This is a genomic window from Streptomyces anatolicus (assembly GCF_019400875.1).
GTDB lineage: Bacteria > Actinomycetota > Actinomycetes > Streptomycetales > Streptomycetaceae > Streptomyces > Streptomyces anatolicus.
Window position 1 is genome coordinate 1 of sequence record NZ_WMBF01000784.1, and the last position, 1,721, is coordinate 1,721.

The following is a 1,721-nucleotide window of genomic DNA, read 5'->3' on the forward strand; positions in this document are numbered from 1 at the left end:
CGGCCGGGGGGCGCGTGGGGGCCGGGCCCGGGGCGAGCCAGGTGACCGCGACCGTCACCGCGAGGTTGGCGGCGAGCGCGATGATGCCGCCGTTGATGCCGTGGTACGGGTCGTTCTCGGTGGCCCACAGCCCCAGCATCACCGCGAGGCCCACCAGCATCCCCGCGACGGCTGCGCGGGCCGTCAACCGGCGCCAGTACAGGGCGAGGAGCACGACCGGCACCAGTTGCGCCAGACCCTCGTACGACAGGACGGACAGTTCCACCAGGGTGTTGGGGTAGAAGAGGCTGCCCGCGAGCGCCACGAGTCCGGCGAGGACGCAGACCGCCTGGGAGAGCCGCTTGGCGCGGATGTCACGTGCCTCGGCCGAGCCGGCGGGGGCGGGACGCCCGCGCGGGTCGGAGCCGTTGCCGCCGCTGAGGACGGTGCGGCCCCACAGCGTGCCGATGGAGAGCATGAAGACGCTCATCGGCACGATGGCCGACAGCGCGCCCGCGACCCCGATGACGGCCACGACGGGCGCGGGCAGCGAGTCCGTGACGAGGCGGAAGAGGGCGAGGTCGGGGTTGCCGAGGGTCGGCAGCACGAAGAGCGTGGTGGCGCCGACGGCCATCGGCACGAAGAGCAGCAGCTGGTACCAGGGCAGCAGGAGGGCGTTGCGGCGCAGGGCGTTGGGGCTCTTGGCGCTCAGATAGCCCGCGACCGTCGTGGGGAAGATGGTGATGGTCACGGCGTTGAGCACGACAGTGCTCAGGAACCACAGCGAGTCGCGCCCGCCCGAGGCATGCCCGGGGAAGGTCAGCCACTCGGGTCTCTCGGTCACCATGCGCTGCATGAGGTCGCCGACGCCGCCGAGGTAGTGCATCGGGATGTATACGGCGAGGAAGACGACGGCGAGGATCACCAGGACGTCCTTGAAGGCACTCACCCAGGCCGAACCGCGCAACCCCGAGACGAGGATGAACACCTCGGCGACGACGAAGGAGATGACGGCCGCCACCTTCAGGTCGACGCCGCCGTACGTCATGGCGTTCTCGACGACGCCCATGCCCTGGATCTGCACCTGGATGTAGGGCACGATGAAGATCGTCGCGACGACCGCCACGAGGATGCCCACCGGCCGTGACCTGAAGCGGAATTCGGCGATGTCGGCGATCGAGATGAGGCCGTGCCGGGACGCGTACGTCCACAGGGCGGGGCCCACGACGTAGGCGACGGCGAAGCCGACGGTCAGGTACGCGACGAGGTAGAGGATCGGCGCGCCGAAGGAGTACGACCAGCCGGCCGTCCCCAGGAACGAGAAGCTGGTGTACGTCTCGCCCGCCATCAGCAGCCAGATGAAGAGCACGCCGAGCCCTCGGCTGGACACGGACCACTCGGCGAGGCCCTTGGAGCGGCCGCGCGCGCTGAGCACGCCGATGGCGATGGTGGCGACCATGGCGAGCCCGAAGACGGTGGTCGCGATCGCGGCGGACCCGGTCATCGGCGCTCTCCCCGGGGCCGGTCGGGTGCGTCGTCGTCGGCGGGGATGGGCTCGGCCGCGTTCAGCCGGTAGGCGGGGTCGAGGCGGGCCGCGAGCCAGATGACGAGGGGGCTGACGATTGTGGCGGCGATGACCCAGGCGAGCAGGAAGGGGACGCCGAGGACGCGCGGTTCGACGCGGTTGGCGACGAGTGGCGCGGCGCCGTAGAGCACAAGGGGCACGAGCAGCAGCCAGAGGG

The 1,721-nt window shown here is 70.9% G+C and carries 2 protein-coding genes; both read right to left on the bottom strand.

Features of this window, described 5'->3' with window-relative positions:
• Positions 1-1,483 (bottom strand): sodium:solute symporter family protein (locus GKQ77_RS32425; RefSeq protein ID WP_219692726.1); only part of this gene is annotated, 1,483 nt, incomplete at its 3' end.
• Positions 1,480-1,721: DUF3311 domain-containing protein (locus GKQ77_RS32430; protein WP_219692727.1), on the bottom strand; the 242-nt coding region annotated here is incomplete at its 5' end. The genes GKQ77_RS32425 and GKQ77_RS32430, both read right to left, overlap by 4 nt.